At 47.3% G+C, this 26,662-nt stretch carries 37 protein-coding genes; 15 read left to right on the top strand and 22 right to left on the bottom strand.

Features of this window, described 5'->3' with window-relative positions; translation table 11 throughout:
* Positions 1-60 precede the first annotated feature (60 nt).
* The 8 genes from F8N00_RS03920 to F8N00_RS03955 all read right to left on the bottom strand — a co-directional run bounded on the left by F8N00_RS03920 (position 61) and on the right by F8N00_RS03955 (position 7,787).
* Entirely contained in the window at positions 61-378 is a 318-nt protein-coding gene (locus F8N00_RS03920) for a hypothetical protein (RefSeq protein WP_075642424.1), read from the bottom strand.
* Positions 379-407: 29 nt separating this feature from the next.
* Entirely contained in the window at positions 408-2,852 is a 2,445-nt protein-coding gene (locus F8N00_RS03925) for an ABC transporter permease (RefSeq protein ID WP_421017807.1), read from the bottom strand.
* Entirely contained in the window at positions 2,849-3,598 is a 750-nt protein-coding gene (locus F8N00_RS03930; RefSeq protein WP_370688696.1) for an ABC transporter ATP-binding protein, read from the bottom strand. Before F8N00_RS03930 ends, F8N00_RS03925 begins: the two co-directional genes overlap by 4 nt.
* Positions 3,599-3,694: 96 nt before the next feature.
* The gene (locus F8N00_RS03935; protein ID WP_035397130.1) at positions 3,695-4,117 is read right to left on the bottom strand and encodes a cytidine deaminase; all 423 of its coding nucleotides are present in this window, start codon (positions 4,115-4,117) and stop codon (positions 3,695-3,697) included.
* A gap of 10 nt (positions 4,118-4,127) precedes the next feature.
* Positions 4,128-4,898, bottom strand: a complete 771-nt coding sequence (locus tag F8N00_RS03940; protein WP_421017808.1) for an ABC transporter permease — start codon at positions 4,896-4,898, stop codon at positions 4,128-4,130.
* Positions 4,895-5,596 (bottom strand): ABC transporter ATP-binding protein, encoded by a 702-nt coding sequence (locus F8N00_RS03945; protein WP_035397126.1) that lies wholly within the window; start codon positions 5,594-5,596, stop codon positions 4,895-4,897. Before F8N00_RS03945 ends, F8N00_RS03940 begins: the two co-directional genes overlap by 4 nt.
* A 96-nt stretch (positions 5,597-5,692) precedes the next feature.
* Positions 5,693-6,133 carry an NUDIX domain-containing protein gene (locus tag F8N00_RS03950; protein ID WP_421017809.1) on the bottom strand — a complete coding sequence of 147 codons (441 nt, stop codon included), beginning with the start codon at positions 6,131-6,133 and terminating at the stop codon, positions 5,693-5,695.
* Between the two features lie 58 nt (positions 6,134-6,191).
* Positions 6,192-7,787: a M3 family metallopeptidase gene (locus F8N00_RS03955; RefSeq protein ID WP_421017810.1), complete on the bottom strand. Its 1,596-nt coding sequence runs from the start codon at positions 7,785-7,787 to the stop codon at positions 6,192-6,194.
* Positions 7,788-7,946: 159 nt separating this feature from the next.
* On the opposite strand from F8N00_RS03955, the gene F8N00_RS03960 reads away from it, so the two are divergent.
* On the top strand, positions 7,947-8,153 hold the full coding sequence (locus tag F8N00_RS03960) for a helix-turn-helix transcriptional regulator (protein WP_023468455.1): 207 nt from the start codon (positions 7,947-7,949) through the stop codon (positions 8,151-8,153).
* Positions 8,150-8,848: a DUF3169 family protein gene (locus F8N00_RS03965; protein ID WP_421017811.1), complete on the top strand. Its 699-nt coding sequence runs from the start codon at positions 8,150-8,152 to the stop codon at positions 8,846-8,848. The genes F8N00_RS03960 and F8N00_RS03965 overlap by 4 nt, the downstream gene beginning before the upstream one ends.
* A gap of 44 nt (positions 8,849-8,892) precedes the next feature.
* Here F8N00_RS03965 and F8N00_RS03970 read toward each other — a convergent pair whose 3' ends face one another.
* Complete coding sequence (locus F8N00_RS03970; RefSeq protein WP_158581853.1) at positions 8,893-9,042, bottom strand: hypothetical protein; 150 nt, start codon at positions 9,040-9,042, stop codon at positions 8,893-8,895.
* 100 nt (positions 9,043-9,142) lie between these two features.
* Here F8N00_RS03970 and F8N00_RS03975 point away from each other — a divergent pair, with 100 nt between their 5' ends.
* On the top strand, positions 9,143-9,325 hold the full coding sequence (locus F8N00_RS03975; protein WP_035397121.1) for a hypothetical protein: 183 nt from the start codon (positions 9,143-9,145) through the stop codon (positions 9,323-9,325).
* A 6-nt stretch (positions 9,326-9,331) separates the two neighbouring features.
* Positions 9,332-10,195: an NAD-dependent epimerase/dehydratase family protein gene (locus tag F8N00_RS03980; protein WP_421017812.1), complete on the top strand. Its 864-nt coding sequence runs from the start codon at positions 9,332-9,334 to the stop codon at positions 10,193-10,195.
* A 46-nt stretch (positions 10,196-10,241) separates the two neighbouring features.
* On the opposite strand, the gene F8N00_RS03985 is transcribed toward F8N00_RS03980, so the two are convergent.
* Entirely contained in the window at positions 10,242-11,240 is a 999-nt protein-coding gene (locus F8N00_RS03985) for a phosphotransferase (RefSeq protein WP_421017813.1), read from the bottom strand.
* A 77-nt stretch (positions 11,241-11,317) separates the two neighbouring features.
* On the opposite strand from F8N00_RS03985, the gene F8N00_RS03990 reads away from it, so the two are divergent.
* The 3 genes from F8N00_RS03990 (at position 11,318) to F8N00_RS04000 (ending at position 12,521) form a co-directional block, all read left to right on the top strand.
* On the top strand, positions 11,318-11,716 hold the full coding sequence (locus F8N00_RS03990; RefSeq protein ID WP_023468461.1) for a VOC family protein: 399 nt from the start codon (positions 11,318-11,320) through the stop codon (positions 11,714-11,716).
* A 122-nt stretch (positions 11,717-11,838) separates the two neighbouring features.
* Positions 11,839-12,180 carry a PadR family transcriptional regulator gene (locus F8N00_RS03995; protein WP_023468462.1) on the top strand — a complete coding sequence of 114 codons (342 nt, stop codon included), beginning with the start codon at positions 11,839-11,841 and terminating at the stop codon, positions 12,178-12,180.
* On the top strand, positions 12,177-12,521 hold the full coding sequence (locus F8N00_RS04000; protein WP_370688663.1) for a DUF1048 domain-containing protein: 345 nt from the start codon (positions 12,177-12,179) through the stop codon (positions 12,519-12,521). Before F8N00_RS03995 ends, F8N00_RS04000 begins: the two co-directional genes overlap by 4 nt.
* A 50-nt stretch (positions 12,522-12,571) precedes the next feature.
* Here F8N00_RS04000 and F8N00_RS04005 read toward each other — a convergent pair whose 3' ends face one another.
* From F8N00_RS04005 to F8N00_RS04025, 5 genes are read right to left on the bottom strand one after another with little or no spacing between them, the layout of a single operon-like run.
* On the bottom strand, positions 12,572-12,925 hold the full coding sequence (locus F8N00_RS04005) for a hypothetical protein (protein WP_255998164.1): 354 nt from the start codon (positions 12,923-12,925) through the stop codon (positions 12,572-12,574).
* Positions 12,922-13,137: a helix-turn-helix transcriptional regulator gene (locus F8N00_RS04010; protein ID WP_035397109.1), complete on the bottom strand. Its 216-nt coding sequence runs from the start codon at positions 13,135-13,137 to the stop codon at positions 12,922-12,924. Before F8N00_RS04010 ends, F8N00_RS04005 begins: the two co-directional genes overlap by 4 nt.
* A gap of 56 nt (positions 13,138-13,193) precedes the next feature.
* Complete coding sequence (locus F8N00_RS04015; protein ID WP_075642437.1) at positions 13,194-13,649, bottom strand: GNAT family N-acetyltransferase; 456 nt, start codon at positions 13,647-13,649, stop codon at positions 13,194-13,196.
* Between the two features lie 19 nt (positions 13,650-13,668).
* Positions 13,669-14,013 (bottom strand): DUF3147 family protein, encoded by a 345-nt coding sequence (locus F8N00_RS04020; protein ID WP_035397105.1) that lies wholly within the window; start codon positions 14,011-14,013, stop codon positions 13,669-13,671.
* Positions 13,994-14,398 (bottom strand): MarR family winged helix-turn-helix transcriptional regulator, encoded by a 405-nt coding sequence (locus tag F8N00_RS04025; RefSeq protein WP_075642438.1) that lies wholly within the window; start codon positions 14,396-14,398, stop codon positions 13,994-13,996. The genes F8N00_RS04020 and F8N00_RS04025 overlap by 20 nt, the downstream gene beginning before the upstream one ends.
* Positions 14,399-14,472: 74 nt before the next feature.
* Between F8N00_RS04025 and F8N00_RS04030 the strand changes: the two genes are divergently transcribed.
* Positions 14,473-14,829: a hypothetical protein gene (locus F8N00_RS04030; protein ID WP_075642439.1), complete on the top strand. Its 357-nt coding sequence runs from the start codon at positions 14,473-14,475 to the stop codon at positions 14,827-14,829.
* Between the two features lie 12 nt (positions 14,830-14,841).
* Positions 14,842-15,609 carry a nucleotidyltransferase domain-containing protein gene (locus F8N00_RS04035; RefSeq protein ID WP_075642440.1) on the top strand — a complete coding sequence of 256 codons (768 nt, stop codon included), beginning with the start codon at positions 14,842-14,844 and terminating at the stop codon, positions 15,607-15,609.
* Here the strand turns inward: F8N00_RS04035 and F8N00_RS04040 are convergent.
* Positions 15,598-16,308, bottom strand: a complete 711-nt coding sequence (locus F8N00_RS04040) for an SAM-dependent methyltransferase (RefSeq protein ID WP_075642441.1) — start codon at positions 16,306-16,308, stop codon at positions 15,598-15,600. The two genes, F8N00_RS04035 and F8N00_RS04040, sit on opposite strands and share 12 nt — an antisense overlap.
* Before the next feature lie 183 nt (positions 16,309-16,491).
* Here F8N00_RS04040 and F8N00_RS04045 point away from each other — a divergent pair, with 183 nt between their 5' ends.
* The gene (locus F8N00_RS04045) at positions 16,492-17,127 is read left to right on the top strand and encodes a homing endonuclease associated repeat-containing protein (RefSeq protein WP_035397098.1); all 636 of its coding nucleotides are present in this window, start codon (positions 16,492-16,494) and stop codon (positions 17,125-17,127) included.
* Between the two features lie 48 nt (positions 17,128-17,175).
* Here the strand turns inward: F8N00_RS04045 and F8N00_RS04050 are convergent, their stop codons facing one another.
* Genes F8N00_RS04050 through F8N00_RS04060 form a run of 3 tightly spaced genes read right to left on the bottom strand, consistent with a single transcriptional unit; the run spans position 17,176 to position 18,447 of the window.
* Positions 17,176-17,586 (bottom strand): DUF4362 domain-containing protein, encoded by a 411-nt coding sequence (locus F8N00_RS04050; RefSeq protein WP_075642442.1) that lies wholly within the window; start codon positions 17,584-17,586, stop codon positions 17,176-17,178.
* Positions 17,587-17,603: 17 nt separating this feature from the next.
* Positions 17,604-18,110 carry an SRPBCC family protein gene (locus F8N00_RS04055; RefSeq protein ID WP_421017814.1) on the bottom strand — a complete coding sequence of 169 codons (507 nt, stop codon included), beginning with the start codon at positions 18,108-18,110 and terminating at the stop codon, positions 17,604-17,606.
* Complete coding sequence (locus tag F8N00_RS04060) at positions 18,082-18,447, bottom strand: ArsR/SmtB family transcription factor (RefSeq protein WP_055968349.1); 366 nt, start codon at positions 18,445-18,447, stop codon at positions 18,082-18,084. The genes F8N00_RS04055 and F8N00_RS04060 overlap by 29 nt, the downstream gene beginning before the upstream one ends.
* A 136-nt stretch (positions 18,448-18,583) precedes the next feature.
* Between F8N00_RS04060 and F8N00_RS04065 the strand changes: the two genes are divergently transcribed.
* Positions 18,584-19,438 carry a LysR family transcriptional regulator gene (locus F8N00_RS04065; protein WP_075642444.1) on the top strand — a complete coding sequence of 285 codons (855 nt, stop codon included), beginning with the start codon at positions 18,584-18,586 and terminating at the stop codon, positions 19,436-19,438.
* Here F8N00_RS04065 and F8N00_RS04070 read toward each other — a convergent pair.
* Entirely contained in the window at positions 19,426-20,055 is a 630-nt protein-coding gene (locus F8N00_RS04070; protein WP_075642445.1) for a hypothetical protein, read from the bottom strand. The two genes, F8N00_RS04065 and F8N00_RS04070, sit on opposite strands and share 13 nt — an antisense overlap.
* Positions 20,056-20,173: 118 nt before the next feature.
* Between F8N00_RS04070 and F8N00_RS04075 the strand changes: the two genes are divergently transcribed.
* Together F8N00_RS04075 and F8N00_RS04080 are read left to right on the top strand one after the other, a co-directional pair.
* Entirely contained in the window at positions 20,174-20,941 is a 768-nt protein-coding gene (locus tag F8N00_RS04075) for an SDR family NAD(P)-dependent oxidoreductase (protein WP_421017815.1), read from the top strand.
* 62 nt (positions 20,942-21,003) lie between these two features.
* The gene (locus tag F8N00_RS04080) at positions 21,004-21,801 is read left to right on the top strand and encodes an SDR family NAD(P)-dependent oxidoreductase (protein WP_214857789.1); all 798 of its coding nucleotides are present in this window, start codon (positions 21,004-21,006) and stop codon (positions 21,799-21,801) included.
* Between the two features lie 36 nt (positions 21,802-21,837).
* Here the strand turns inward: F8N00_RS04080 and F8N00_RS04085 are convergent, their stop codons facing one another.
* Positions 21,838-23,085 (bottom strand): polysaccharide deacetylase family protein, encoded by a 1,248-nt coding sequence (locus F8N00_RS04085; protein WP_421017816.1) that lies wholly within the window; start codon positions 23,083-23,085, stop codon positions 21,838-21,840.
* A gap of 192 nt (positions 23,086-23,277) precedes the next feature.
* Between F8N00_RS04085 and F8N00_RS04090 the strand changes: the two genes are divergently transcribed.
* Both F8N00_RS04090 and F8N00_RS04095 read left to right on the top strand, forming a co-directional pair.
* Positions 23,278-24,693 carry an NAD-dependent succinate-semialdehyde dehydrogenase gene (locus tag F8N00_RS04090; protein WP_421017817.1) on the top strand — a complete coding sequence of 472 codons (1,416 nt, stop codon included), beginning with the start codon at positions 23,278-23,280 and terminating at the stop codon, positions 24,691-24,693.
* Positions 24,694-24,848: 155 nt separating this feature from the next.
* Positions 24,849-25,292, top strand: a complete 444-nt coding sequence (locus F8N00_RS04095) for an NUDIX hydrolase (protein WP_023468479.1) — start codon at positions 24,849-24,851, stop codon at positions 25,290-25,292.
* An 85-nt stretch (positions 25,293-25,377) separates the two neighbouring features.
* Here F8N00_RS04095 and F8N00_RS04100 read toward each other — a convergent pair whose 3' ends face one another.
* Complete coding sequence (locus F8N00_RS04100) at positions 25,378-26,631, bottom strand: hypothetical protein (RefSeq protein ID WP_421017818.1); 1,254 nt, start codon at positions 26,629-26,631, stop codon at positions 25,378-25,380.
* Positions 26,632-26,662: the final 31 nt, after the last annotated feature.

Below are 26,662 nucleotides of genomic sequence, written 5' to 3' on the forward strand. Positions count from 1 at the left end.
AACGTGATGCGTTCGGCTTTCGTTTTCATCTAAATCCCCCAACTGATGTGACGTATCTTTTTAATCTGATCGAACCGTCCGTGATCGACCGATGTACTCGACTTTATTTTGAAGTACACGATACATCCGGTATTCTCCCGTTGGTGTCGACTTCAGCTGAACGGCAATCTGATGACGTCGTGATTTCGATGATTCGGACGCTACGAAGTACGGTTTGACTGACACGATATCATCACGTCCGAACTGCTTCGTCACGTGTCTTACGACTTGCACTTCAACAATCTGTTCATAGGTCGCATCCCGTTCATCTGCGATCATCCACCAGCCGACACCGCTAATTACTATGAGTAATAGAATCGCCCCGATCGTTTTTCGCATTTCGATCCCCCCGGTTCTCGTGCCCTTACTTACTGTTTCAATTCGTGAACGAGGTTTTCCTGCTTTCGTCGGGTGACGAACCAAGCAATGCTTAGGACAAGCACTATCAAACCGGCAATGGTTCCGGCAATCGTCGGTCCGTTAAAGTAAAATGCCCCCCTATCATCGATCCGTGTCACGAAGAAAGTCGCACCAAGACCACTAATCAGCCCAAAGGTGATGCCACTCCCAACGAATAAGAGCATTTGAATGAGTGTCAGCTGCCGGAGCTTGTTCCGTGTCAACGCAATCGTTCGTAGCAAGGCATACTCGCCTCGTTTTCCACTCACGAAACTGAGTAAGGCGTTCGCAAGTCCGAACCAGACGGATCCACTCATGACGACAAGCGCAATCAAGAAGACGAACCAGCGTTCCGTCGTTTGTTGCTCCGCATCGCGAAGCGCGTCAGATAGTCGATTCACTTGCAATGTCGGATAACTTTCTGTGATCTCTAATAATGTTGTGGTCACTTGAGTCTTTTTTAACTCGGACGGAACGTCGATAAAGACATTCAAGATGTGATCGTTTGGTTGCTGCAGTAGCTCGTTCCGCCAATCCACGAGGACGTCTGGTGCTATCTTCTTTTCAATTCCAACGATTCGGAATTGACCGACCGAAACGCTTCGTTCTTGTTCCCCGTCCCATCGCCCGAGCGGCAACGTATCACCTTTTTCGAGACTATGTTTTTTAGCGAAGGTCCGTGAGACGATGATTCCTTCTGTGTCACTCGTCTGCTCTCCCTCTAAGACGTCAAGACGACGATAGTCCGTTACTTCGTATTCGATCGAGACATCTTCTTGAGACGATTGATATTCGAGTGAATTTCGAGACGACAGGAAGGTCGCTTTTGCGCCAGGTAGGTCCGTTTCAATTTGTCGAATCAATTGTAGCGGGTCTCCTTGCGATCCTTCATCTAGACGACTCTTTAGGACGACCTCCGTCGGATATTGGCTGATGATGTACTTCCGTTCGTTTTGTTGCACCGTCTCAAGGAACGTCGAGCCGATGACGACGATGATCATCAAGACTTGAACAATCAGCATCAACCAGGCATTTTTCCGAAGTTGCGGTAACACGCCCCGGAAGGCGACGAAACTTGTCGGTCCCGCTAACCGACGAACGATCGGTTCCGCTCGATGCAGCACTCCCTTCAAGAGGAGTGGCGTCGCAAGATACATCGTCAGTAAAAAGGCGACGGTTGCACCGAGCCAGGCGATTGCCCGTGCCCCCTCCGTACTGGCAATCACTTCAGCGAACAACACCAAACTGACGGTCAATCCACTACTGAACAGGACGAGACGTTTTCGCCGGGTCGGTCGTGACGCCGTTTTCAGATTTTCTCGCAAGACGTGGAGTGGTAACACATCCCGTTTTCGATAAGCCGTACTCGCGAGCAACAGCAAAATCAACAAAGCACTACCGAATGTTACGAGCATCAAGAACGCTCCCTGTTCGATCATGAGGGAGACGATCATTTTACCCTCTGTCGGCCATACGAGTTGACCGAGTAACGGGAAGCAAATACTGCCTAGAATCGTAAGCACCGTGCCCGCTAAGACAATCAATCCAGATTGAACGAAGAACAGCTGAAACAGTTGCCGTGTCGTCGCCCCAAGCGTCCGCATGATGGCAAATTGGACAGCATGTTTACGTAAATACAAGTCGAAATTCGCCATCAAGATGAAGGCGGACACGACAAGGATCAGTACTGACAAGATTCCGATGTAACCGTTCAGCGCCGGTGAGAGCGTTTGCCCTTCCGAAAGTTCAATCCGGAGCTTCGGATTCGCTTTGACGAGTGTATCGGCATAGTGGACGAGATCCGCCTCTTTTTTTAGATTGAGCAAGACGGCTTTCGTTTCGATCGGATGATACTTCTTCAGATCAGCATACGAAAGAAAGACTTGATCTTGCGTAGCTTCAGATGTTGTCGCACTTGGTAAAATCTCACGGATTCGATACGTCGCTTCTCCGACGCGAAGTGTTTGCCCGACACTACGATCAAGCGACGTCGCGAGTCTAGCTGACACGATCGCTTCTCCCTGTTTCAAATCGTTCGTGAAATGATACCGACTTTTCGTCAGGGCATCCGAATGAACTCCTATCGTCTCCACGTCGGCCATCGTTTGACCAGCTACGCGCGCTGTCGTCTGTATGATCGACTCTGCGCCCAAGACATCGTGATCCTTTTTAAGTTGATCAAACACAGACTGATCCGTCCGCTCGTCTTCAGGTGTATATTTGACCGTCAGATCGACTTGACCATATCTTTGTACACGATTTGTCTCGATAGCGGCTTGATTATGTAATAAAAAAATGACCATCGTCAAGACAAGACCAATCGAAATCATGACGCTTCCGATTGAGGTCACTAAAATCATCGGACTTTTACGGTACAGTCGGTGGGAAAGACGGAAGAGATGTTGTCGTTTCATACAGCCCCCACGAATTGCTCGTATGTCTCTAAGATCGGCGCCACGTCTCCGGTTGACAGCTGATCGGCAACGATCTGTCCGTCATGGAAATACAGCACACGTTTCGCATGAGCAGCTACGGTCGCATCATGAGTCACGAGCAGGATGCTCGTTAATTGTTCGCGATTGAGTTCTTGAAGTAACTGCATGATTTCAGCAGATGTCTTGAAATCGAGGTTCCCCGTCGGCTCATCCGCTAAGATGATCGGTGGTCGACTGATCAAGGCACGTGCGATGGCGACACGTTGTTGTTGTCCACCCGACAGCTCTTGCGGTCGATGATTGTTCCACTTCGTCAGTCCAACTCGTTTGAGCCAAGTATCCACCTCTTGATTGATCGTTTTATCATCCATCCCCTTCAGCATCAATGGTAAAGCGATGTTCTCCTGAACTGTCAAATCATCGAGCAGATGAAACGATTGAAAGATGAACCCGATTTGCTGTTGTCGGTATAACGTCGCAGCAGGTTCAGTGAAGATATCGCGTTGCCGTTTTTCCTTTAAGGTCAACGTTCCGCCGGTTGGCGCGTCAAGCGCTCCCAGGATGTTCAACAGTGTACTTTTCCCGGAGCCACTCGTGCCCATGATGGCAATGAATCCTCCTTCCTCTAACGTAAAGCTGACTTGTTTTAACGCATGGATCGTCTCCGTTCCCCGTATGTAGGTTTTTGATAACCGTTCGACTTCTAATAAAGCTGACACGCATATCCCTCCTTAGTTGTTCTGTCTTTATCATAACCATAATAAGGATGATTTAGAAGTAAATGCAAAAAACTCCTCATCTAAACGACGAGGAGTTACTGGTTATTGTCGGACATATTTTAATGGAATCAAATCTGCAATCCGGACTTTCGTCAATTGATCGTCGATCGTCAAGAGGACAAATGCGTCCGGTGCATAGTCGGAAATCAATTCGCGACACATGCCGCACGGACTGACGACACGAATCGTTCGGTCCGCCTCATCCGAATAGGGATGTCGGACGGCGACGATCGTCTCAAAATCCGTCAATCCATCCGTGATGGCGGAACCGATCGTGATGGCTTCCGCGCACACCGTCACCCGTCCGATATAGGCTTCGACATGAACACCCGTTTTCGTCGCGCCATCTTTTGTCCGCAACGCAGCTGCGACGTGATGTTTATCGTCAGCGTAACGGCTTTGAATCGTTTCAGTTGCTCGTTCGACCAGTTGCAGGTCGGCTTCTGTAATCGGATAAGTCTGCATAACGTGCTCCTTACGTGTCTTTTTTCTTATAGGCCAAACCGATGAATTGTGCTTTTTCATTGAACAGTCGACGGTAGGATAGAAAACCAACGAGAACCGATGCCATCGCTGCCGTCGTCAAGATCAGGAATAGAATCAATAGTTGATAGAGGACTGCTTCCATTGGATCTGCGCCACCGATGATCAACCCACTCATCATCCCTGGCAGTTGGACGAGCCCCATCGTTTTTTGCGCTTCGATCGTTGGAATCATACTTGTCCGGATCGCGCCTTTTAAGCTCGTATCAATCGCTGTCTTCGCATCTCCACCGAGTGAAAGAATCAGTTCGATGATCTCGTCGCTTCGTTCGACCTCGTCCTTGAACTTATTGAGAAACAATAAGGACAAGATCATACAGTTTCCGATGACCATCCCGCTGATTGGAATGACTTGCTGGGCTTCGAACGGAATGATTCGTAACCCGAGCAAAATGCCCATTGTCAATGCTTCGACCGCAATCAGTGTGAACAAGATGATCCACTGGATCCCGGGAATCCCGTCCCCTTTACGGATGACGTTCAGTGTCGCTGCACCGATCATCAACAGAATCATCAGTAACATGAAAATTGGACTGCCGCTTTCAAAGACGAACGTCAAAATATAACCGATGATCAAGAGTTGGACGATCGATCGAACGGTTGCGATGAGGATGTCCTTCTCTAGACCAAGCCGTAACGTCCGCGCTAAGACGAGGGGGATCAAAATGAAGATGAGCGAAGTCGCCAGTTGGAGATAACTCATACCGATTCCCCCTTCAAGAACGCTTGCGTCTCTGCTTGACCACTTGAAACGAGTTCCTTGAATGCACCAGACTCGATCAATCGTCCTTCCTTTAAAAACCAGACGTCGTCGCTGACCCGCTTGGCTTGCTCTAAGTCATGCGTAATCCAAATGATCGTCGTCTGTAACTTCTGCTGTAAATCAAGAATCAGCTTCTCAATCTCCTGTACCATCCGGTAATCGAGACTTGCCGTAATTTCGTCAAGCAACAGGACGTCCGGTCGATTGACAAGTGTCCGCGCGATTCCAAGTCGGCTTCGTTCACCACCCGACAAATCTTTGACCGGTCGCTCAAGTTCGACGGATAGGTCAACTTGTTGTAGCAAGCGTTCCGCCTCTTCGCGCGGTAACGATTCACCGAAGATCGATTTCGGTAAATTGATATTATCGTAGACGGTACCTGGAATCATCGGTGCACTTTGGAACGCCATTCCGATCCTTTTGCGGACATCGAGCAGATTCATCTGCTCAAGTGGTTCGCCTCGAAAACGAATTTCGCCGCGATCGGGAGAAATCAGTCCATTGATGTGTTTCAATGTCGTCGATTTCCCGGCACCACTCGGTCCGACGAGCGTCGTAATGACGCCTTCGCGGAACTCACCTGTTATTTCGTGTAAGATGTGTTGATAGCTGACTTCGTGAAACGTAAGAATCGACATACCGTGTGTTCACCTGACTTTCTACAAGTTTCGGGTAATGCTCCTGTAGTATTGTACCCGAAAATCCGTCACGTTAGTACGTCAAGCGACACTTCCTTACGAGTGGATGATCTCTCCGGCAAAATCATACGGTACCGTTCGACCAGCAAAGAGCGATTCTTTTGATGCTTCCGGTAAATTGAGGTGTTTGAACGCTTCTTCACGATCCATCCAGACGAGTCCGGAAATTTCTTCTGGAACATTCGTCTTTAATTGACCGGAAGTGATTTCTCCCGCGAAGAAGAAAAAGAGACAATGTTCCCCCGCTTGCGGGAAGAATGCTTCTGCCAGATGGACGATGTCTCTTGGTATGATTGTAAATCCTGTCTCTTCCAGAACTTCACGCGTGATTGCCGTATGTAGCGTTTCGTCGCGCTCGACCGTTCCACCGGGCAATGTATAGTAGTCACCATGATCGCCACGATTTTCGACCATCAATAATTGATCACCGGTTTCATTAAATAATGTCGCATAGACGATGTTTTTACGGATATTCATGTTCGTCCTCCTATCGTTTTGTACATCTGCTATTTCTGATCAAAGCGTGTTGTTTTTATTATGTCTTTTCTAGCTCATTTGTCCAAATTTCAATTTGACCCTGTAGGAACGCCATCAACTCTTTCATTTCCGCATCACTTGGTAAGAAGGATACGCCCGCTCTCGCATAGACGGCTTGGATCGAATGGGTTTGACTAAGCGCTAAAGCTGCGATGAAATCTTTCAGCATTTGGTCAGGGTCTTTCGTGAAACGGTGATAAACCTGGAGAGCGGCGATTTGAGCAATCGCGTACTCGATGTAATAAAAAGGTGTCTCAAAGAGATGGATGACACTCATCCATGCGTGACCTTTCCAATCGGGTGTTTCCGACCAATCAATGACGTCCGTATCGTATGATTCTCGGAGATCGGCATAATAGGCATGTCGTTCTTTTGGATCATGATCCGGGTGAGCATAGTGCCATGATTGAAAACGATCGACGATGATCGTCTCGGGTAAGAACTCGACAATGGAACGAATCTGTTCCAGTTTCGCCCGGGCAACGTCTTTTTTATCCGAAATCACCTGATGCCATTCGTTCATCGTCAACAACTCGAGCGACATGGCAGCGAACTCCCCTACTTCGAGCGGAATCGGTTGTAGTCCGTCGTACGTTTCTTTCATCGCATCATGATGGACGGCATGGCCGATCTCATGCATAAAGATGACGAGATCATCGAAGGTATGGATGCGATTCATGAATAAGAACGATTGTTGTTCGACCGGTAAATACTCACAAAACCCTCCGCCCGCTTTGTTTGACCGGGCATCGATATCGAGATGATTTATCTGTCGCATGTCTTTTAATACTTCAGCAAAATAGGGGTGAACGCTCTTGAGGATGGCTTGAGTCTGATCTAAGAATGAAGTATCGGAATCGGTCACGTGATGATCAATCTGTGTATAGGCCGATTGCCGGACGTCCCACGGATGGAGCGCATATTTGCCGAGAAACGTTTGTTGTTCGCGCTGAAATTGCCGTTTGACCGGTAGAAAGTCAGATTGAATGATGGCGGCGTAATGATTGACATCTTGACTCGTATAATCAACGCGTCCGAGTTCTGCAAAAGCTAGTTCCTCGAATCCGATCTTACCACTTGCAGTGGCACGCGCTTGTCGTAACTCAACGAGTCGTGAAAACAACGGTTGAATGACGGATTCTTTCATGCGGAATGCTTCCTCAATCGATAAGAGCGCTTGTTTTCGAGTGGATTCATCCGCGTTAAATAAAGCAGCATAGAGATCCGAAACCGCCTCTCCCGATTTTGTCAGCATCGTCGCCTCAATTCGGAGATAGTCTTGAATAAGACAAGCTTCCTCTTCTGTCACACTTGTTGCTCTGAGTGATTGTTCAAAACGTGCTCTCGTTCGAAGTGTGATGTCATCACGCGAGACGATTTCCATTTTTACGGAACGTCTCAACGTATCGAGCTTATCCGATAGCTGCTGACGCCCTTGTTCGTATTCAGAAGTGGTACCGGGGTCTGTGACGTCCTGGAGATACGCAATTTTTTGTTTGAGCAATGTCTCTTCCATTTTTAGAATCGAAGCAATCTGGTGCGTAACATTCTCATCATGATAAATAACGTTATTTACACGTGACTGAGATTTCATCGACGGATTTCACATCTCCTTTCAACTTATTCCAGTATACAGTTTATGCCAACGATATGATCATTTTACGAATAAATGACTATTATATTGTCTTTTTTGACTATTATCGTTGTCAAAAAAGCCGTGATAAGTTACATTATATAGGAGGTGAATCCCTATATGAAATCCAGATTAAAAGAATTACGTGCCCGTCACGGATGGAATCAGTCTGAACTGGCACGGCGTGCGAACATTTCGCGCCAGACGATCAGCTTAATCGAACGCGAAGAATTCATGCCGTCGCTATTGATCGCTGTTAAAATTTCTCGTGTGTTTGATACGCCGTTAGAAGACATTTTTTATTTCGATGAGGAGGAATTAACATGAACAAGGAAGCAGTCAAAGTCATCATCGCAGCGTTACTCGGTTTCATCAGCAGTTATTTCGTCATGTTTGTCCTAAAAAATACCCATTTGTCACAGTTTGAACGATCGCTCTATCTTGATTACATATTCACTAGTCTTTTCGTTATCTTGACGATCTTGACTCTCAGTTACATCGTACGCTATTTACAAATTCGTCAATTGACTAAACGCTCTGTTTCTTCCGACGAAGAGGACGCGATTGACGATCAAGTGAATCGCTACTATGCGGACGGCATGATGATCGTGCAGTTCTCCAATCTCCTCAGTATCGGGCTCGCTTCTTTTAGCATCATTGAAAACCAGTTCGGTCTTCATTTGATACTGAGTGGATTCTTTTTCGTCATCAGTTGTATTGCCTCGATTTATTTTCTCAATCTTATGCGCCAGATCTATCCCAACCGCTATTTCCCAAAGTATTCAGAAAAGAACTATGCTGAAAAGCTATTCGCTGCCTCAGATGACGGCGAACGTCACGTCATGTTCGAAGGTCTGATTCGGTCACAGTCCCTGTTACAATTTTTATTGATGGGTATCATTGTCGTATTAGTCGTGTATTCGTATGAGACCGGTCAATCTCAGATCTTTGCAATCAGCTTATTGATTATCGCCTTGATCTGGAGCAACGCAAAATATTTTCTCCATGTACGCAATCGCTAAAAAGGAGCATCCAGTCAATCGACTGGATGCTCCTTTACATGCCTTCAAAAATCACGATGATTTTGTTGTTGATGGACATCATGCTGGTTCAGTGTATATTCCTGATCGTCGAGCGAGCGATGTTTCGATTGACTCCGCGCTGAAATGAACCAAACGACTCCACCAACGGCGAGAAAGATAGCAATGAAGACCATAGACACACTCCTTTAGATTCCTTTTTTACTTTATTCTTCCAACAACCTGGTTTTTCCTTTACGATAAGATCGAAGATATTAATTTATAGGGGGCGTTAGGATGTTCGGCAAAGAACCGACATGTATGCATTGCGGCAAAACGATTGAAGGAAACGAAAAAGTCTACATCCAGATGCGCTATCCGAAACATCGTGGGATGACGGAAATCAAAGCATACCTAAAAAGCGAAGGACGTTTCATTTGTGAGCAGTGTTTCGCAGAAAAGACAGAGTCAAAGGGGTAAGCATCCATGAATCTGAAAGAAAGTACGATTTTAGTTACAGGAATGACCGGAACGCTTGGCTCTCGTGTTGCGCGACGTTTTCTAGAAGTAGCGCGTGAAGTGCGCGGTTTGTATCGCTCCAAGGAACAAGCGGATCAATACGCTTTCAAAGATGTCCACGCAGTCATCGGTGAGCTCGGTGATCCGGATTCGCTTCTTACAGCACTTCAAGGCGTCGATCTGTTGATTCACTGTGCTGCCTATCTCGGAGACGATTCCGATTTAGCACAGGAAGCAAATGTCACAGGTGTACAACATCTCGCGGATGCTGCGACAAAAGCTCGTGTCAAGCGCATCGTTCACATCTCGACGACTTCCGTGTACGGCGAAGTCGTGAGTGGACATTTTACGGAAACGTCACCGCTCCTACCGTCCGAACATGTCTACATCCATACAAAACAGGAATCCGAACGCCTGTTACAGGAATATACACCCGATTCCGATTTAATCATCTTACGTCCAGGATCAATTTGTGCCGAGGAGCAGTCCTATTGGGGGGATCGTCAAGTCGAGCGGATGAAGGAGGCGGATGTGATTACCTGGGTGCATCCGGATGATGTCGTCCCGTGGATCCATACGGATAATCTAGTCGAAATGATCGTCATCGCCGCAAAAAATGCGCAAAATGGTGACACCTTTAATGCGATCGATGCGAATCTACCTGAGACGGATTTTCGGATGAAGTTGATCACAGCAAGTGACAAGCCGTACCAAATACCGAAGCGTGCAGCGGAATGCGCTACTTTCTCAAACGAACGAATCAAACGACTCGGATATGTTCCGATTCGTACTCCTGAATCAACTATTGAACAGTTGGTCAAATCGTTTTAATAACGAAGAAGCATCGAATCGAGTGATTCGGTGCCTCTTTTTATGCTTATCTTACCGACATCCACTTGATCCAGAGATTCCGGTCGTGCGCTCGTAATTCTTTTATTGTTAAAACGACTTGTTCTGTTCCAAGTACTCGTTCCGCTTCAGGGATCCCACTTTTCCCGAGTGAGCGCTCCAGATTAAAATTCAGCCAGTCCAGCTTTCCTTGGACACTGCTATCGATGACGTGCGTCCAGTAGACATCAGGCAAACGTTGGTTTGTCGCGTAACCGTCAAGAAATGCGTTAAATCGAACGCGGTCAAACGTATTGTTTTCCTGCTTCGACCAATAACAGGCTGTCTCGAACACGTCGACGGCTCGATGGATCAGACCCGCAGACTCCCAGTCAATCAGGACTGGACCCTTTGGTGTCCAGAGGACGTTTTTTGGATCGAGATCACGATGACTGACGATCCAGTCTACTGGCAGTTGTTTCTGTGCTTTCTGTGCTAATCTTTCAATTCGTTGCAAATGTTCCTGCTCTTCCATGAATAGATGCAACCACTTTGCTTGCTGCCGTTTTCCTTCTTCTAAATGACCGTCCCAATTGATTGAAGTACTCGAGGTATCCTGCTTTGAAAAACCAGTTTTCACTATCGTAAGTCCATGCAACCGTCCTAATTGAACTCCAATTTGTCGTGCATGTGCCGATCGAAGCTGGTCGGTTGATAACGTCTTGCCATCGATCCAGTCAAACAAAAGGTAATCCGAGCCGTCAATCGTGTGTACCGCTTGGTCGTTGATGCGACGTGCCGGTAATGCTGCTAAGTGAAATGACGCTTGTACGGCGACCTCTTCTGACATCTTAAAATTATTTCGTGCTTCAGGGCGTCGCATGATGTCGGGATTCAAACGTTTTAAAACGTAAGATCCAGTCGTCGTCTGTAGTCGCCACGTCTCATGCAGGAGTCCCCCTGTCAATCGTACAGGTTCGCTAATCATTTGCCCTAATAAAAAACGTTCACAAATCAAATTCATCGTTTGTTGCATCATATTCTCCATTTCGTTCGTTCCAACCGATCCGTGAAATGCTACACTAGTTTTGCATGATTTCATTGAACACGAAGGAAGGTTTTAGTATGAAACAAATTCATCACATCTGTATTCAGACGACGGACTACGCTGCGTCTAAACATTTTTATGAACAACTTGGATTCTCACTCGTTCAAGAGTCACCTGGTTTTCACGACCGCGCCTTTAACAGCTGGTTACGTCTCGGTGACTTCTATATCGAATTGCAAACACCCAAATCGGGTCAGCCGTTCACTGATTATACGAAACAAGCAGCGGGTCCCGTCCATTTCGCACTTTACGTTGACGACTTGCAAGAAGAAGTAGCACGCTTGGAACGACTCGGGATGCCTTTCCTACCGAAACACGGCGGAAACATCTACTTCGTCGTCGATGGTCATCTCAGCAAATTAAAAGCACCAGAAGGAACAATCATCGAATTACGGGATACGTTTGCGATCTCTTAATTTCGATTCAACCGCCCATAATAAGGCGGTTTTTATATTGTCCAAACCAGTACTTTGTGTTACTATATAGTAGTAGTCATTAATACTAAGTAGCTGATTTATTAAGTAGCGAGGTGAATAATTTGGAAAATATCACAGAATTGCTCAAAGGTATACTTGAAGGATGTGTACTTGAGATCATCAGCCGCGGTGAAACTTATGGTTATGAAATCACTCAACAGTTACGTCAACTCGGATTCTCAGATGTCGTGGAAGGTACAGTCTATACAATCACGATGCGCTTAGAAAAGCAGCAGCTCGTTCATATCGAAAAAAAAGCGTCAACAATGGGACCTCCTCGAAAATTTTATACGCTAAACGAAGCAGGACACGATCGTTTACGTATCTTTTGGGAAAAATGGGCGTTCGTATCTGACAAAATGCAAGAACTGCAGCAGTTAAAACAAGAAGGGAGTACGAGATGATGAGAATATTCGAGCGGATCACCGGTAGTATGGAAGCTAAACGAGAATGGCGGTCGATGGAGAAGCGGGCTAAATCTCTTCCTCCTCGCTACTATGAGGCTTATCAAGCGATTCAACGCTATTTAAATGTCACGGGTGGACTAACGAGCTGGCAAAGTAGTCATCGTGTACTGACCGTCATCCTCGAGTTGATGGAACAAGCCGCCTTCGAGCAAAAACCAGTGACAGATTTCACTGGAGAGGATGTTGCTGCGTTTTGTGATGAGTTAGTGAAGGACGAGCAGTCTTGGCAAACATCGTACCGTCATAAATTGAATGAAACCATTCGTCAGAATTCATGATGACGTATGGAGTAAAGGGATGTGTCAGACACATTCCTTTTTTGTATTCATCAAATCCGTCGATTGACAAATATTAATATGATTGGAAAGAACAGGATTTGCCCTCCTAATGCTAGCAACAGAGCAAATTGAATGTCTTTTATGATCGACAGATTGACGAGAATCAAGATCAAGAAAAGATATCCGATACTTACGAGATAAGCGATATGTCCACTACGGATTTTAATCTCTCCTTGGCGCTCATCATACGGTTCCGCTGGCGAGAATACCGTTCCTGTGATACGTGACGTGACGCCAGCTAAAACGAGGATGATTCCGAGTGTTTTAGCCGCCGAATCTGTCATCGTTAAGTACAGACCTACTCCAATTAAAATGATGTCTAGTAACACATTGACTCGCTTCATTCTGTTCCCTCCTCGTTCATTCGATTCGGTGTAAAGATGTCTTCGATTCGCCGTTCAAACAGATCAGCTAGTGTAAACGCGAGGTCGAGTGACGGATTGTACCGCTCTTTTTCGATAGAAATGACCGTCTGACGCGACACGTTCAATCGTTTTGCCAGTTCGCCTTGCGACCAGCCACGTTCTTCGCGCATCTCTCTGACCTTATTTTTCATGATCCCACCTCACGCTTCCACTATATGTAAATAACACTCTACCTGTCAAGTTTCCTTTACACCCTCTTCATACGCTCCCACATGATATACCGATCGTCTCTCCCGACCTGAATCAATCCCGCTTTTTCGAGTACTCGGATTGATGCTTGATTCGTCGACTCCGTCTTCGCAAGTACTCCTGTCACTTCCGTTTGTTCGAACGCCCATTCGATCAATGCTTGAACTGCTTCCGTCGCAAACCCTTGATTGAGATACGCTGGTAACAGACCATAACCGATTTCGACCGCTTGTCGTATGTCCGGCTTCCCCTTGAATCCGATATCCCCGATTACCTGACCATCCTTTGTCATGACGAGCCAGCTGCCCCAGTATAGCATCGAAGGATCTGACGCTACTGACATCAAATGATGCTGAACTTCCGGTCCGTTATCGTAGTGCTGTTGTTGTAGCCGTGTCACGTCATTCGCCGTACACGGATGAATCGTCAAGCGCTCCGTTTGAAGGATTACCATCGCTTTCGCTCCTTTTTGATTACGTTTGCCACCAATGTTGTAGTTGACGTTGAACATACCAACAAACGATAAAAAAACTTGTTGCACCAAGTATACTGTAAAAAACAGGAATCCCTAAGCGAATTAACCCATATAAGACGGCAAGCAATAAGAACGTCGCTGGTAATCCGAGTAACACACTCTTTAAGAATGTACTCAGTTCTGCCCGTTCACTTCCCTGTTTAACGAGCCAGGCAAAGCTGATCAGACTGACGACGGGCAATGCAGACAACACACCACCCAGTGACGGTGAACGCCGGGCGACTTCCGTGACGAGACCGATGACCAGTGCGCTCGACAGCACCTTAACGAGAAAAGCAGTCATCTGCCGCCTCCCGCAACAATCGAAACGCCTGTTCAATCGTCTGTTGTTCTGTTTTTGACATCGTAGCAAGGACTTGATTTAACCGTTCAGGATCGAGTTCCGTATGACGACGAACGATTGTATCTCCTAAGTCTGTCAAACCAATCGTCACTTGGCGTTGGTCTTCTGGATTCCGTTTTTTTTCGATATAGCCTAATCTGTCCAACTTTTTGACGTGCTCAGACGTCGTATTATGTGAGAGGCGAAATGCCTCGGCAACCTGCTTGATCGTCGGATTCACCGCAAATTGAATGTATTGCAAAATACGCACACTTTGGTGAGACAGGTTTTCTTCGAACCGTGGATGTAGTTGATAATAAATTTTTGCAAAATCAGCTGAAATCATAATGCTCCCCCTTATATCGTATAATCCGAATATATCGTAAATTACGATATATAACCAGAGAAAGAGGTATTTTCATGAAAAAAGTGTTAGCTACTATCGTATTGGTCATTCTTTTTCTCAGTGGATGCTTAGCGGAGACGACGTTGACAACGACGGACCTCATCGCGGCGGAATTCATTGAACAAGATCAAGACGTCATCCGCTTGAACGATCGCGTGTATCGACTAGATCAGGTCGTAACCGTCTCGAGTCTTTCTTTGACTCCCGGACCACGTGTTCAAAAAATAGCATCCGAAAAGACGCTCAAGGACGGCATGGCAACTCGTCTTAAGAGCGGTACGGTCATCTATCACGAAAAAGATGATACGATGTTTCTATATGTGCAGCGAAACAAGAAGTGGTATCGCTATCAATCCATCTCTGAAGGATGAGGAGGAAGACAAATGCAGTATCCAACGACATTGGGCACGAAAAATGGCTACATCCACAATCCAACTTCCGCTAAAGCGATTCCTGTCCGTTATCGTGCCGTAATTCAGGACGTCGTCGCCTATGTTCAAACCTTATCCGCGTTTCATGGCGTGTACTTGTATGGCAGCGTCGCCAAAGGAACGGCGCGTCCCTTTGAATCCGACCTCGATTTTACACTGATTTTGACAGAACCGTTGACGGAAGAAGAACACATGCAGTTAGATGAACGGACAGAAGACTGGTTGAAGGACTATCCATTCGTCACCAAAATCGATTATGACATCGGTCTGCTTCGCGACGTCATGCGGGATGACGAAGTTCTTCGCTGGGGCGTCTGGTTGAAATCCGTCAATTTGTTTTTGGCAGGCGAAAATCTCCAAAGTCGATTTCCATCCCTTCGCCCGACACGCGCTCTTGGCTTCGCGTTAAACAATGGAGTATGTGAGCAGTTGAAAACGGATTTATTTCTCCTAGAAACAGGTCAGGTCGCTTTGCTTCATTCCGATTCGATCATGAAACGGATTGTTCGGAGCGCCTATCACCTTATTCTAGAAGACGATCAAAGCTTCGTGCATGACCTAGAGACACTCCGTCCAATCCTGCTTCATTATTTTCCTGACGAACCGCGCTTTTTGTCACTGTTCGCCGCTTACGATACAGACCAAATCGTTTCGCGAGAGGATGTCCACTACTTTGTAGACTGGTTCGCGTCTCGAATGCCGGACGAATCAATCCTTTAATTGAAACAGACCAGTCCACAGTCCAGCATGACCAAATAATGCCTCCGGATTGTCAACGGGTTTCATTTCCGTTAGTTCGATGACGTCGAATGCATCGAATATGGCGAGTAACCGCTCTTTCGTATAGCCGAGTCCACCTTGGAGACTGTTTTCTTGATAGACCTCCCAGTCCGTCAACGTCGCCCCGCCAAGCGGACCGCCCGCAACAAAACACGTCAATCCGAAATATCCTCCTGGGCGCAACATCTCCTTCAGTCGCGTCACATAAGTCACACGTCGATGTGGCGCCATATGATGAAAACAGCCGGAATCGTAAATGAAATCATATGTATTCTGTTCGGTCGTCTCTAGAAAATCTTGCTTTCGAAACGCAACGTGCGCTCCAGTCTGTTGTGCTTGTTCCGTTGCCCAGTCTAACGCGGTTGCTGAGAGATCCAGTCCTGTCACCGAGAAACCGTGTGTTGCGAGATAAATCGCATTTCGACCCGGTCCTGTTCCGAGATCTAATGCGTCACCAGGCGAGAGCCAGCCCTCTTCGATGTAGCGAACTAAGTTCTCGTCCGGAATGTTCTTAAAAAACGGGACCGGTTTCGACCGATCTTCATAGAACTTGTCCCAAAACGGTTCTGGTTCACGCAATCGTGCGTCGAGCATCTTTAAAATATCCTCCATCGTATCAATCGTCTGTGTTTCTGTCATTGATCAGTTCCCCCTCTTTTCTTCTATAATAATGTATTCGTGTTTCTTCTCTGATTTTCCTGTATTTCCTGGATAAAAATGCGCTATTTTTCTTACCTTACGATATTGTTAGTATGTTCTCGCAATCGCTCATGCTACACTAGCCTGTAATTGAAACAACCATTCAAAAGGGAGATATCTTGCATGCGTCAACATCCGACTTCCACTTCCACCTTAGCAACGGACGAGAAGATCATCCGCTTGATTCAAGGTCTTCATCAAATGCACCATTCACCTATGAAAGCTACCCATTATCAAAAGTTAGCAGCTCAACTTCCTTACCCTTCGCTTGAAGAAATCAACGCCCGATTCGGTTCGTGGGCACACCTGTTAGAACGAGCTGGAATCGTCAAGGCTTCCCATTTATCGACGAAAGAACGCATGACGCTGAACCGTCCCGCTGCGGTCAAGCGAACGAAGCGGTGGTCGATCGAAGAAAGCGTTGCTTTTTATGTCGCACAAAAAGGAACGAACATGACGATTCGCTCCTACACGGAATTGCGGGATTTACACCCAGAGATGCTGAGTGCGAATACGATCATTCGTCGGTTCGGTACCTGGAAAAATGCCTTGGCACACTTCGATCTCACCTCGAACGGCTTCTTCACCGATCAAGACTGCTTAGACGCTCTTCAACAAGCTGCAGCCACACATGGACCGCTTCTGACGAGTCAACAATATGCCAAGTGGGCGCGTGCGCACCAAGCACCTTCACTGACGTTGTTGATTGAACGCTTCTCCAGTTGGCGCGAAGCCTTGCGTCGTCTCGACAGCGAATAAAAAGGATCGTGCCCGCTGATTGATTCGACGGGACACGATCCTTTTTGATTATTGTGTTGGCAATCGTAAGAGCTCATGATCCGCCCCTTCAGCGCATTGGCGTAACGTATAGACCGACTGTTCCTTCTCGCTTGTCTTGACGAGTCTCTTACAGACTTCGTTTTTACGATCATCGTCTGTTGTACCGAATTGATCACGCGATGAATCAGACGTGTATTGATACGACTTTCCCTCATACTTGACGTCATACAATACTGGGTCTCCTTCAGTCGTAAATGCCGTGATGCGGATCTGATCTGATTTGCCTTGCATTGACTTCTTTAAAAAGGACTCGAATCGGTCGCTGTTCGTAACATCATTCTGGACGATGATGTCGCCATTCTCTTTCGCCTCTTCCAACGTATATTTTCCACAACCGGCTAAACAAAGCAGACATACTATAAGACCGAGCTTCCGCATCCTTCACCGACTCCTTCTCAACGTTTCGTTAATAAGCGATCAAGGCGATACAGTTGCGACGTAAAGCCCTCCTTCATCCTCATACCGAGCACTTCTTGCACGGCTGCTTCTGTCTCATAGGTCGACTCGAAGACAATCAACGTCGTCTCCCCGAGGTCGAGGAATGTCGTGACATTTTCGCTACCCGGTAAATGTTCAGAGATCGCCCCTGACGCGTCCGAGAAATAATCGGCATGACTATACGTGTTCGGAGCATCGATGTGTCTGAAAATCGCTTTCCCCCACGACTCCATGCCGTAAAAGTCACCTTGCGCCGGATCAACACAGCGCATGCAATAATGCCATACACCACCTGGTTGAAACTCAAACGTCTTGATCATCGTCTCCCAGCCTTCCGGTCCCCACCACGCTTCGAGTTGCTCTTTTTCTGTGAATGCAGCAAAGACATTATCTCGAGGAGCCTCACATGTCCATTCCATTCGTAAAGTCTTCCCCTCAATCGAGGTCTTCAATTCCTTTTTCATTCGTCCCGTCTCCCTTCACGTTCGACTGAATCTGCTTCAAATGTGCGTCTAGACGATGCATGCGGGCTTCCATTTGTGCAAGCGAGTTGCTCCACATGACGAGCTCTCGAAACGTTTCTGGGCGAAGGCTATACAAGCGACGATTCGCCTGCCGTTCGACAGTGATTAGTTCCGCGTCAAGCAACAGCTTTAAATGCTTCGAGGTTTGCGGTTGGCGTAAGTGTAGTTGTTCAGCTAACTCATTGACGGAGCGAGGACCATTTCGTAACGCTTCGATGAGTTGAATCCGTGTCGCGTCTCCGAGAGCTGAGAATCGTATTGGTATCCGATCATTCATATCCGTTCACCTCTTTATTTTATATATTCCCAATTTAGAATATTCCAAACTAAGAATATAAAAAATGCAAAATGATTGTCAGATGCGTTCAAATGGCGTAAGTTCTAAACAACCTGTATGAAAAGAGCGTGAACCAATGAAGACCGAATGGATGGAAGCATTCCTCGTCACCGCGGAGACCGGTAGCCTGACGAAAGCAAGCGAAGTACTGCATATGACGCAACCGGCGTTAAGTAAACAAATCAAAAGCCTTGAGAGTGCACTCGAAGTCTCGCTGTTGCACCGCTCGGCACATGGTGTCACGTTGACGACAGCTGGCGAAATCGTCTTTGAAGAGAGCCGTGAACTGCTTGACCGGATCGATCAGATGAAACGACGGATCGGTACGATCGACGAACGGACGACGTTGACGCTCGGATCATGGCCAAGCGTCGCGATGACATATCTCCCCCGTCACGTCTCGCGTCAAGCGACGGCACCGGATCTCAAATTAAAGACGGCGCATACGACGATCGATTTGATGCAAGGTCTTGAAGAACGCCGATACGATGCTGTCTTACTCGACGATCGTCACCATGTCCATCCGTATCATACGACCCATTTGTATACGGAGAACTTTTTACTTTATGTCCATCAAGACGATGAACGATTCACAGACTGTACGTCTGTGGCGTTTGAGCAAATTCGTGACGCCTCTTTCTTGTCGCTTCCGATCGATTGCGATTCGACGAACATCCTAAAGGACGCGTTCATCGAGCGAGGTGCCGTCTATCAAGCAGAAAACGAGATGGAATTCGGATCGAGCGTCCTCGGTTTCATCCGTGCAGGGCTCGGTATTGCCCTGTTGCCGGAGATTTTCCAAGACGGACTATCCCCTGAAATCAAGACGTTACCGGTCGACGAGTTTGATGTCGTCCGTGAATTGTCGCTCGTCTCACGAGACGCCTCCCATCATGCGATCCTGCTTGATTTACTCGGTCAGTCGCGCTGAAGGTGCACTTGTAGTTCATGCCTCAGCCCATCGACTTGATCTTGTGAAATCGCCGAATCCGGTGTGTCACCGTACCGGACGAGATGGTAGATCAATGGATCAAGCGTGACATCAATCCGTTGTAACCATTCGCCGACCGTCTCTTCGGAGCGGCGGCGTTTTTGTCGTGTCAGTTGCCGATCGAACGTTTGTAACAGACGGCGAATCTCTGACTCTGATTCTTCACCAACAAGTGTTTGTCGTGTCGAACGATTTGGGGAAAACACCGGCGGCGGCTGCATTAAATCGTCGATTACATTCTCTCGTTTGCGTCGTTTTCGCAAACGCTTCAAGAAATAACGCACACTAAAGATGACAATCAGTAGTATGACAAGACCGATGACGCCGTAAAAGGTAGCAACACCTAAGGCATCCTTATCCGCAAATCCCCCGCTTTGGATGTCGATTTTTTGCTTGGTCGGTTTTCCTTCTTCTTTCCCGCCTCCATCAACCATAAATCGGGCTTGATAGGTTGCCGGATCATAAAAGAAATAACGATAGACTTCTGTACCGACTAGTTGAATAGCAGCAAGGCTCACGAGTGCTATACATAATGTCACAACTAAACCACGCTTCATCTCATCCCTCCTTTTCAATATTTTACCATCTCCACTCTACCTTGGAGTGATTTTTCTTTCTTTTCAGTCAATTTTTCATTAGAGTAAGTGATGACTCTCAATAAAAGGACGTGACATCATGTATCTTCCAAGTTTTTCGTTAACCGATCAGACATTTCTCATCACAGGAGCTGGTCGAGGCATCGGACGTGCACTCGCCATCGGAATGGCAGAAGCCGGTGCTAACATCATTCTCGTCGCCCGGACGGAACGCGATTTGAAGGAGACGGCACAAGAAATCGAACGACTCGGTCGAACGGCTTACATCTTCCCGTGCGACATCACTGACCGGAAACAAGTCGTCGAGACGGTAGCTCGTGCATACGAACAAGTACCGCAGATTGATGGGCTCGTCAACAATGCGGGAATGAACATTCGCTCGAAGGCACTCGATGTGACGGAAGACGAGTGGGAAACGATCCAACAGACTAATCTGAAATCCGCCTTCTTTTTCGCTCAAGAAATTGGGAAACGGATGCAGGAGACAGGTGGAAGCATTCTGAACATCGCCTCGGTTGCTGGTCACGTCGCCTTAAGGACCGGTGTCGTGTATGCGACGACGAAAGCGGCAATGATTCAGATGACGAAAGTTCTGGCGCTTGAATGGGGACCACAAAACATTCGTGTCAATGCAATCGGACCGTGGTATTTTAAGACACCATTAACAGAACCATTGTTGGAAGATCCTACATACCTGCAAGAGATCGTTGACGTGACACCGCTCGGTCGGGTCGGTGAATTAGAAGAACTGGTTGGACCAGCCGTCTTCTTATCGTCTGCTGCAGCCCGTTACGTGACCGGGCAAACGCTTTATGTCGATGGTGGGATGACGATTAAAGGTTTTTAAGACAGAAGAAGACGGATGCGCATCTGCCCATCCGTCTTCTCGTATCTGAAAGGAGCTTCATCATGTCAAAACGGATTGCACTCATCGCTGGTGGCTCCCGTGGCGCCGGACGCGGCATCGCATATGCCTTAGGTGACGCCGGAATGATCGTTTACGTCACGGGACGAAGTACGAATGAACAGACAACGGATCAACGAAGCGAAACGATCGAAGAGACGGCTGCTGGTGTCACGGCACGCGGCGGACTCGGTATCCCGATCGTTTGTGACCATACGAGTCTTGACGATATCGATCGTCTGATTCAGCAGATCCAGCACCGCGATGGTCGAATCGATCTCCTCGTCAATTGTGTGTTCGGTGGTTCGGAAAGCCACTTACCGTCTGGAACCGGACGACGGTTTTGGGAGCGACCACCTGAACATTGGGACGCGATGATGTCTGCCGGACCAAAAGCGTACTTGTGGACGATTCGGGCCGCGATGCCATTACTGCAACAGAGTCCAGCTGCGCTCGTCATCAATCTGACATCATTCACTCCAGAGCAGGTGTCTGGAAACCTCTATTATGATTTGGCGATGCAAACGATTAATCGGATGACGCACGTCATGGCGCAGGAGTTAGCTCAGACGACCATCTCCGTTATCGCGCTCTGCCCCGGTTTCATGCGGACGGAACGGGTTGTCGATGCCGGTTTCGCGAGTGCCGCGACTGAATCGACGACCTATATCGGACGAGCCGTTACAGCGCTGATGGCGGATGACGATGTTAGACGTTATTCTGGACAAGCCGTCTTCGTTGCCGATCTCGCGAAGACCTATCAATTTACGGATCAGGACGGAACGCAGCCACTACCTTTTTAATTGCTTTAATCGATGAATTAACTAGTTTTCAATCACTCACTTCCGTTCCGGTCGTGCTGGATCAAAGATTTCTTCCGCATCAAAGAATGGATCGAGTATGCTCGTCTTTCCAGCAACGGCTTGACGTAGACGAATCCCATCAACGTTGATCCGGGCTTGGCGGAAGTAGTCGGGTCCAACTTGTTTCCACGCATATTGACTCGCATCAACATTGAAGAAATAACGGAACCCGCTATCGATGAGTAAACGATATTTCTCACCCGAATAATCGTGCCAATCCCCGACATCACTACCGTATGGATAAATTAATTGCGTCGTTTTTCCGATCAGCGGGGCAACGTCCTGTTTGTAGCGTTTAAGATCCGCACGAATCGTCGTGACTGATTCTTTTCCGACCCAAATATGTCCGTACGTATGACTCGCGAACTGCCAGCCGTCCTCTTTTAATGCGATGGCGGTCTGTTTCGCTTGTTTTCGTGCCGTTTCGACCTTTTTATTGTGTCCATATTGATTGTAGGAGGAACGATACCCGAGCACCCCGTTATAACCTGTGATACCGAGCAACCCTTTTGCTCCTTTATAGGAAAAGTCAGGATGCGACTGGACGAACGCATCGACGATTGGTACGAGATCATAGGCACCATCCGGCTTTCCAACCATTGCGTTGACGATTTTGCCGTCCTTCACTTTTAAATTCTTCGCAAATCCATCGCCTTTCATGTATTCGTAATAATTGACATCATCTTGCGAGAGCACGAGCGGGTGTTTTCCTTTTGGTAAACGGACAGGTGTTTCAACGATCTTCCCGTTCAACTCTTTTGCTAAGTCTGTTGGTCGGACGAGTACGTAATCGTTTTTATACAACGCATCTAAAATCCGTTCGAATTCCTGTTGCGTCACCATGTAATCATCGTATCCTTCTTCCTTCCGGTCGCCATCAAATGCTTGGTTTGGATCAGCAATCAATGAATGAAAAAAGAGATGTGGCACAGGTTTCGTCACAGGCAGGAGCGCCTGCTTTTTCTGTTCGTATTCCTCTTCCCTCTGTTTCGTCTCTTTTGCGCGGACGGGTTTCAACACTTTGATCGCCCGGTCATAATCGTACTGGGCAGCGTAACGATCAGCACGCTGTATCGTCTTTTCTATGTATGCCTGTTGCGAAGCTTGTCTTTTTTGCTGTGTCTCGCGTGTTTTTTCCGACTTTTTCTCGCTGACTTCGCTTTCCCCACATCCACTTAGTAGCAGACTCAGCGCCACACCGCCAATGATCCAGTTCCGTCTCATGTTTTTCGACTCCTTCATCAATTTTGACGTTTTCATTCCCCTCTATTCTAACTGTTCCCGATTGTTCAGTCGATTAACTACTTTTTGAGTCATTCCGTTTCGTTATGACTGCCCATCCAAAGCGGAACTTCCGCTCACTCGTCTTGAGGTGTTTAATAAAGGACGTAATGAAATTCGCGGAGGTGCAACAAGATGATTGAAAAGAACTTAATTAATGGTGAATGGTACGATACGACAGAAACGATTCCGGTCTACGACCCAGCAACGAAAGCATTGCTCGGACATGTTCCAGCAAGTTCAGCGGAAGACGCACAACGTTCCGTTGACGCAGCGAGCGAAGCATTCGTTAAGTGGTCAAATGAAACAGCAGACACACGCGCGAATTTAGTCGACGCCTGGTATCGCTTGATCAACGAAAATCGCGAGGAACTCGCCCGCATCATGACGACGGAACAAGGGAAACCGTACGTCGAAGCACTTGGCGAAGTCGATTACGGCAATCAATACGTCCGTTGGTACGCTGAAGAAGCACGTCGGATTTACGGTGAAACGATTCCGGCTTCTGTTCCAGGGAAACGACTCTTCGTCGAAAAAGAACCTGTCGGTGTCGTCGCAGCGATCACACCATGGAACTTCCCAGCAGCAATGATCACACGCAAACTCGCACCGGCTCTTGCAGCAGGTTGTACAATCGTCCTTAAACCATCGGAAGAGACACCGTTTACGGCACTTCGCCTCGTTGAACTAGCAGAAGAAGCAGGTATCCCTAAAGGTGTCATCAACGTCCTAACAGGTGACGCAGCAACAATCAGTGGCGTCTGGCAAGCCGATTCCCGTGTCCGGAAGATCACGTTCACAGGTTCAACAGCCGTCGGGAAATTGATCATGCGTCAAGCAGCTGATACGATGAAAAAATTGTCACTTGAACTCGGTGGTCACGCACCCTTCATCGTCACGGAAAATGCGGATCTCGACAAAGCTGTCGAAGGCGCGATGCGCTCTAAATTCCGAAATGGTGGACAAGCGTGTGTCGCGACGAACCGCTTCTACGTGCAAGCGTCTGTTCTTGACGCATTCACGGAAAAATTCACAGCAGCCGTCAAACAACTGCAAGTCGGTAACGGGATGGACGCTGACTCGACAGTTGGTCCATTGATCAATGCGAAAGCCGTCGTAAAAGTCAAAGCACACATCGATGACGCTGTCGCAAAAGGGGCAACGATCCTGACTGGTGGTACGATTGACGAATCTGTCGGCTACTTCGTCACTCCAACCGTGCTTGCAAATGTCACAGAAGACATGCTCTGCATGCAGGAAGAAACGTTTGGTCCGCTCGCACCGATCTCTGTCTTTGAGACACTCGATGAAGTCATCGAACGGGCGAACAACACACCATACGGACTTGCAGCTTACGCGTTCTCTGAACGCATCGATGAAGCATTGATGCTCGGAAAACGACTCGAATACGGGATTGTCGGTCTGAACGATGGCGCACCATCTGCTGCACAAGCTCCATTTGGTGGCTATAAAGAGAGTGGTCTTGGCCGTGAAGGTGGCGTCTACGGCATCGAAGATTATCTCGAAGTCAAATACTTGTCGCTCGGTTAATCAATTAAACATTTCGTTTGAAACAAACGATCTTTACCCATAGGTCACCCCTCATTTCTTGAGTGAAATGAGGGGTTTTTGTTTGGCATGCTTACATACTATTTTGTAAGGTATGATTGAATTTAAATGATTATACGAAAAGGAGTGATTTAAGAATGGATGTCATCACCTTCGGGCAACAAGAACAGAACCAACACTACATAACAAGACCTGCTGTTTATGCGGTCATGCGCGACTCTCAAACAGGTAAAATTGCCGTCATTCAAAAAAAGGACGGTAAGTTGTTTCTTCCAGGTGGCGGTATCGAGACCTATGAGACGTATGAAGACTGTCTTAAAAGAGAGGTACTAGAAGAAACGGGGATGGACATCGAAATCGGTGATTTCATCGGACGAGCCAATCAACATTTCTATTCACAAAACGAAACGGCATATTATTTGAACGAAGGGCAGTTCTATCGTTGTGATGCTGGGCAGAAAGTACAAGATCCGATTGAGGATGATCATGCCTTACGATGGATCGACCCGGTTGAAGCAATCGAACATCTATTTCACGACCATCAACGCTACGCAGTCCAAAAGACGCTATACATGATTTAAATCAAGACGCACAAAAGGAGCACGATTCTCTTTTTCAGAGAAAACGTGCTCCTTTTAAATATGTGACAAACGAACAGTCTCGTTGTTATTCGACGTATTCGTAGAGAACGACACTCTCGATGTAGTGAATGAAGCGACGTAATTCCTTCTCCTCTTCGTTCGAGAGATCCCCTTCTTTCGACATATTCGCGATTTCAAGACGCTGAACTTCGATGGCTTTCAAGCAGAGCTCTTCCTTCTGCTGATCGACGTCCTTGCCACCGATTGGTGATGACCAACGCGTATGTTTGAAACGAAGTCGTTTATAGAACTCAAGCACACTTTGAACGACGTCTGGTGGATAAGACGTGCGGCAATTCTCGAGACGTTCGATGACTGTGCCCATGACCTTTTCATACAGATCATGCTCGACTTGCGTCATTTGAATTAACGCATCCGACGACATGTTCGATCGTTTCCGTTTCCACCACAATTTACGAATCGGCTGGACGATCTGGAAACGCGAATCCTTACCGATCGCCTTGCGACGATTTTCAATCGAGCGGAAAACATCCTTTTTCAGCAGATCCGGCACCTTGTTCTCAGCGACGAAACGTTTTGATTCTTCCTTTTCCCACTGGACGGCTTCAAGACGAAGTGCCTTCAACTGATCATTGAATTGATCGAGCTCTTCTTGACTTTTTTCCTGCGCGCGCAACAACCGGAGCATCACATGATACTCATTGAGTAAATCAAACGCAACGACCGCATTGTCTTCGTCCGTCACTTGTTTGATCTCTGAGATCGCCCGGCGAATCATTCGCTGCTTTTGGGCGTTTAAATCGAGTGCAATCGGTGTCGCCGCTTCGCCCCGGTTCAAGATCGGTAAAAGAATCGTCGCGAGAACGAGCGTATAGATAATGACACCTGCTGCAAGGAAGATGATCAATGAGCGTTCCGGGAAGGCCTCCCCGGACTCCGTCAGGAACGGTAATGACAAGACCCCGACCATCGTGATTGTTCCGCGAACCCCGACTAGTGTCGTAATCAAATCTTGTTTGAAGGACGGTCGACGATGATCGCGGTCCTCTTTTTTAAAGAACCGATGATCGAACCAATTGAAGAACATCGTCCAGACGAGACGGATCGCGAGAATGAACGAACCGATTTCGATGACATATAACATGAGACGCCAGTTGTTGATCGCGTCATCCGCAAAAATCTCGCGTGTCGCTTCTGGCAACGTCAAACCGAGCAATAAGAAGATAATCCCGTTTAACGTATACGCAATCATCGTCCAGATGTTATCCGTCAACGTCTGCTCTTGTGCAAAGAACGTTTCCGTCCGTTCTTTGATCAAGGCATGCACTGTCTCTTATACACATCTCCGA

Origin of the sequence: Exiguobacterium sp. A1_3_1 (genome assembly GCF_048985645.1) — a bacterium.
In the GTDB taxonomy this organism is placed as follows: domain Bacteria; phylum Bacillota; class Bacilli; order Exiguobacteriales; family Exiguobacteriaceae; genus Exiguobacterium_A; species Exiguobacterium_A indicum.